The sequence below is a fragment of the Arthrobacter sp. H14 genome (genome assembly GCF_000520495.1).
Classification (GTDB): Bacteria; Actinomycetota; Actinomycetes; order Actinomycetales; family Micrococcaceae; genus Arthrobacter_C.
Window position 1 is genome coordinate 9,792 of the sequence record NZ_KI914655.1, and the last position, 4,322, is coordinate 14,113.

Genomic DNA, 4,322 nt, shown 5'->3' on the forward strand with positions numbered 1-4,322 from the left:
CCCGATGCTTACCGGCCGCCGTCTCGCCGTCCGAATCACCTTGAATCCGGACAACGAAACGGTGGCGGACGCCTACCTGGAGGAGCTGGCAGCGCTCGCAGAGGATTAGGCGACTGGCATGCCCAACCGGTGGACACGCGAGAGCCGGCGGCAGTCCTTGACCACCGCCGGCTGCTAAACGCTACTTGCCGACGTGGCGCTCGTCCGGGCCGCTGTAGGCGCTGAGCGGCCGGATCAGGGCGTTATCTTCGGCCTGTTCCATGATGTGGGCGGTCCAGCCGGTGATCCGGCTGGCCACGAACAGGGGAGTGAAGGTCGGAGTGTCGAAACCCATCAGGTGGAAGGCCGGACCGGTCGGGTAATCCAGGTTCGGCTGGATATCCTTGGCCTCCTGCATGGCGGCCTGGAGTCCGTCGTACAGACCGAGGATCTCATCCCGTTCGTAGTGCTTGACCATGGCATCGAGGGCGGCCTTCATCGTAGGAACCCGCGAATCGCCGTGCTTGTAGACCCGGTGGCCGAATCCCATGACCTTCTTCTTCTGCGCCAGGGCGTCTTCCATCCACGACTTGGCCCGGGCAGCAGCATCTTCCTTGGACTCTTCTTTCCGGATGCCGATTTCCTCGAATGTATCCATCACAGCTTCGTTCGCGCCACCGTGCAGCGGTCCCTTCAAAGCCCCGATTGCTCCGGTAACGGCCGAGTGCAGATCCGCCAGGGTCGAAGTAATAACGCGGCCGGTGAACGTGGAGGCATTGAAGGAATGCTCCGCGTAGAGCACCATCGAGACCTTGAACGCATCGACGACCGCCGGCGGCTGCTCCTCGCCGAAAGTCATGTAGAGGAAGTTCGCGGAATAGTCCAAATCCTCTCTCGGCTCAACGACGTCCTGGCCGCGCCGCCGTCGTTGGTCATAAGCCACGACTGCGGGGAAGGCTGCGAAGAGACTGATGGATTTGGCCAGGTTGGCCTCCCGTGAGGAGTCTTCCGCCTTCGGGTGGCTTGCGCCCATAGCCGATGCCGCCGTCCGGCACACATCCATCGGATGCGACGACGTCGGCAACAGATCGATCAGCTTCTTCACGTTCGGTTCCAGCGCACGCTGGGAACGTTCCGCCTTGCAGAACTCCTCGTTCTGCTCGTCGGTGGGCAGCTCGCCGTGCCAGAGCAGGTAAGCGACCTCCTCGAAGCTGCACTTTTCCGCCAGCTCCTGCACCGGATAGCCGCGGTAGAGCAAGGAGTTTGTCTCCGGGTTCACCTTGGACACCTTGGTGGTATCGACGACGACACCATTGAGGCCCTTGCGGATCTCTGGTTCTTCCGTGTTCATTTACGACTCCTTGCGTTAGTTCCTGCCCGGGACCTGGAAGTTGAAGACTCCCGCGTCGAACTGGTTGTAGGACTCATAGTCGACCAGCTCGTACAGACGGGACCTTGTCTGCATGGTATCGACAATGCCTTCCTGGGTGCCTTCCGCGGTGATCTGCTCGAGTCCAGCTTCCACCGCTCCCATGGCAATGCGCAACAGGGTGACCGGATATATCACCATGTTGATGCCGATGCCTTCAAGTTCCGACTGGGTGAACAGCTTACTCTTGCCAAATTCGGTCATGTTGGCCAGTATCGGAACGTCGACGGCGTTGCGGACCGCTTCGAATTCACTCAGGTCGCGCAGGGCCTCCGGGAAGATGGCGTCCGCCCCGGCATCGACCAGGGCCTTGATCCGGTCGATCGTGGTGTCCAGGTCCTCAACAGCGCGCACATCGGTACGGGCCATAATCAGGAAATTCGGATCGCGCCGGGCATCCGCGGCCGCCCGGATCCGCTTGACCGCGGTTTCCAGGTCGACGACGGCTTTCCCGTCCAGGTGTCCGCAGCGCTTGGGATTGACCTGGTCTTCGATGTGGCAGCCGGCCAGGCCGGCATCCTCGAACTCCTGGATGGTCCGGGCCAGGTTCAGCGGTTCGCCAAAGCCGGTGTCGGCGTCGACGATAGCGGGGAGGTCAGTCATCCGGGCAATCTGCTTCGCCCGGGTGGCAACCTCGGTGAGCGTGGTGAGCCCGATGTCCGGCAGGCCCAGATCAGCTGCAAGCACTGCACCGGAGATATAGACGCCGTCGAACCCCTTGTCCTGGATCAGGCTCGCCGACAGTGGGTTGAAGGCTCCGGGGAATTTCAACAGTTTGCCGGAGGCGAGCGCCTGGCGGAAGTAGGTCCGCTTCTGCTCGGGAGTGGTCTTCGAATACAGCATGGCAGTAAATCCTTTCGTTAAAACAGGCCCTTGGGGGCGCCCGCGGCGTCGATGACGCCGTCAGCGGCCATAATGTTCAGTCCATCGAGTTCGCCGGCGGCCAGTTCAGACAGCCGCTGGACGGTGTCGAGAAACCGATCGATTTCGGCCGGGTCAATCACGCCGTCGGCCAGGGAGCGGAACTTGTTGATGTACTGCTCCCGGGCGAACGGGCGGGCACCCTGCGGGTGGGCGTCGGCGACGGCGATCTCATCCGTAATGGTGGTGCCGTCCGCCATTGTGATTTCCACCCGTCCGCCGAAGGCCTTCTCCTGCGGGTCGAGGGAGTGGTACCGGCGGGTCCATTCGGCATCTTCGGCCGTCGTGACCTTGTTCCACAGCGCCACGGTGTCTTCGCGTCCGGCGCGTTCGCGGGCGTAGGAATCGACGTGGTGCCAGCGGCCGTCCTGCAACGCCACGGTGAAAATGTAGGGAATGGAGTGGTCCAGGGTCTCCCGGGAGGCTTTCGGATCGTACTTCTGCGGGTCGTTGGCGCCGGAGCCGATCACGTAGTGGGTGTGGTGGGAGGTGTGCAGTACCACCGAGGCCACGTTCGCCGGATCGGAAAGTTCCGGATGTTCGGTGTGCAGCTTCCGCGCCAGGTCAATCCACGCCTGGGCCTGGTATTCGGCCGAGTGCTCCTTGGTGTAGGTATCCAGAATGGCGCGCTTGGCCTCACCGGCCTCCGGCAGCGGAACCTGATAAGAGGCGTCCGGCCCGTCCAGCATCCAGGCGATCACGCCGTCTTCGCCTTCGTAGATCGGCACCGGCGAGGTCTGTCCGCGCATTGCCCGGTCGACCGCCTCGACGGCCATCTTGCCGGCAAAGGCCGGAGCGTGTGCCTTCCAAGTGGAAATCTCGCCCTTGCGGGACTGGCGGGTCGCCGTCGTCGTATGCAACGCCTGGCCCACCGCCTGGAAGATGGTTTCGACGTCGAGACCCAGCATGGTGCCGATGCCGGCAGCCGCGGACGGGCCGAGGTGGGCGACGTGGTCGATCTTGTGTTTGTGCAGGCTGATGGCCTTGACCAGATCAACCTGGATCTCGTAGCCGGTCGCGATCCCGCGGATGAGTTCGGCCCCGGAGCAACCGAGGTGCTGGCCGACGGCTAGCACCGGCGGGATGTTGTCTCCCGGGTGCGAGTACTCGGCGGAGAGGAAGGTGTCGTGGTAGTCCAGCTCGCGCACGGCCACGCCATTGGCCCAGGCGGCCCACTCCGGGGAGGTCCGGTCCGCGACGCCGTAAATTGTTCCGCCGCGGCCGTTGGCTGAGACCTGGTGTGCCGTGGCCTGCGAGCGCGCGGCGATGATCGGTCCGCGTGTCAGCGAGGCGACGGCTACTGCCGCGTTGTCGATGATCCGGTTGATCACCATGTCGGTGACGTCGTCGGCCACCTCCACCGGGTCGGCTGCGACCTGGGCGATCTTGTACGCCAGCTGGTCCTCGCGGGCGAGGTTTTCCTCACTGCGGTAGACCCGCACGGAGTGTTCCTTAACCATGAATTGGTTCCTCTCTGATGGTGCCTGGTTCGTCGGCGGAAAGTACATGTTCAAGACTGCTGTTCAAATGGACCCGGGTGGCGGCTATAGCCAGCGGCGCATCCCGGGACTCGATGGCCTTGGCGATCAACGCGTGCTCCGATGCGGCGGCCAGCAGCCGTTCGGGATTGTCGCTCGCCAGCCGCCGGACCCGGACTAAATGGGTGCGCAGGTTCCGCTGGGCCTGCAGCAGGTACTGGTTCGCAGCGGCCTCGTCAATGGCGGCGTCCATCCGTGATACCAAGTCAAAATAACGACGGCGGGACGGGTCGCCGCCGTCGAGCAGGGCGTCCGCTCCGGCAAGCTCGACCCGTAATTCTTCGAATACGCCGTCCTTACGCCGCTCAGCCGCGAGCGCCGCCGCCTGGCAGTCGAGCGCCTCGCGGACCTCGAACAGTTCGTGGATATGGTCGAGCGAAATGTCCGTGACCACGACGCCGCGGCGGCCCTGGGGAGCAGTCAGGCCCTCGGCCGTCAGCCGGGCCAGTGCTTCA

4 protein-coding genes are annotated in these 4,322 nt (G+C 63.7%); all 4 read right to left on the reverse strand.

What is annotated here, in order from left to right; translation table 11 throughout:
* Nucleotides 1-181: 181 nt before the first annotated feature.
* Nucleotides 182-1,330 (reverse strand): bifunctional 2-methylcitrate synthase/citrate synthase, encoded by a 1,149-nt coding sequence (locus Y707_RS0111865; RefSeq protein WP_026535255.1) that lies wholly within the window; start codon nucleotides 1,328-1,330, stop codon nucleotides 182-184.
* A gap of 15 nt (nucleotides 1,331-1,345) precedes the next feature.
* The gene (gene prpB, locus Y707_RS0111870; RefSeq protein ID WP_026535256.1) at nucleotides 1,346-2,251 is read right to left on the reverse strand and encodes a methylisocitrate lyase; all 906 of its coding nucleotides are present in this window, start codon (nucleotides 2,249-2,251) and stop codon (nucleotides 1,346-1,348) included.
* 17 nt (nucleotides 2,252-2,268) lie between these two features.
* A complete protein-coding gene (locus Y707_RS0111875; RefSeq protein ID WP_026535257.1) occupies nucleotides 2,269-3,789 on the reverse strand; it encodes an MmgE/PrpD family protein in 1,521 nt (506 codons plus the stop codon).
* Nucleotides 3,782-4,322 (reverse strand): GntR family transcriptional regulator (locus Y707_RS25465; protein WP_035781484.1); only part of this gene is annotated, 541 nt, incomplete at its 5' end. The genes Y707_RS0111875 and Y707_RS25465, both read right to left, overlap by 8 nt.

What these genes read in the sequence shown, in the direction of transcription:
- Y707_RS0111865 (WP_026535255.1), bottom strand. Translation starts at nt 1,330, where the DNA reads ATGAACACGGAAGAACCAGAGATCCGCAAGGGCCTCAATGGTGTCGTC.
- Y707_RS0111875 (WP_026535257.1), bottom strand. Translation starts at nt 3,789, where the DNA reads ATGGTTAAGGAACACTCCGTGCGGGTCTACCGCAGTGAGGAAAACCTC.
- prpB (WP_026535256.1), bottom strand. Translation starts at nt 2,251, where the DNA reads ATGCTGTATTCGAAGACCACTCCCGAGCAGAAGCGGACCTACTTCCGC.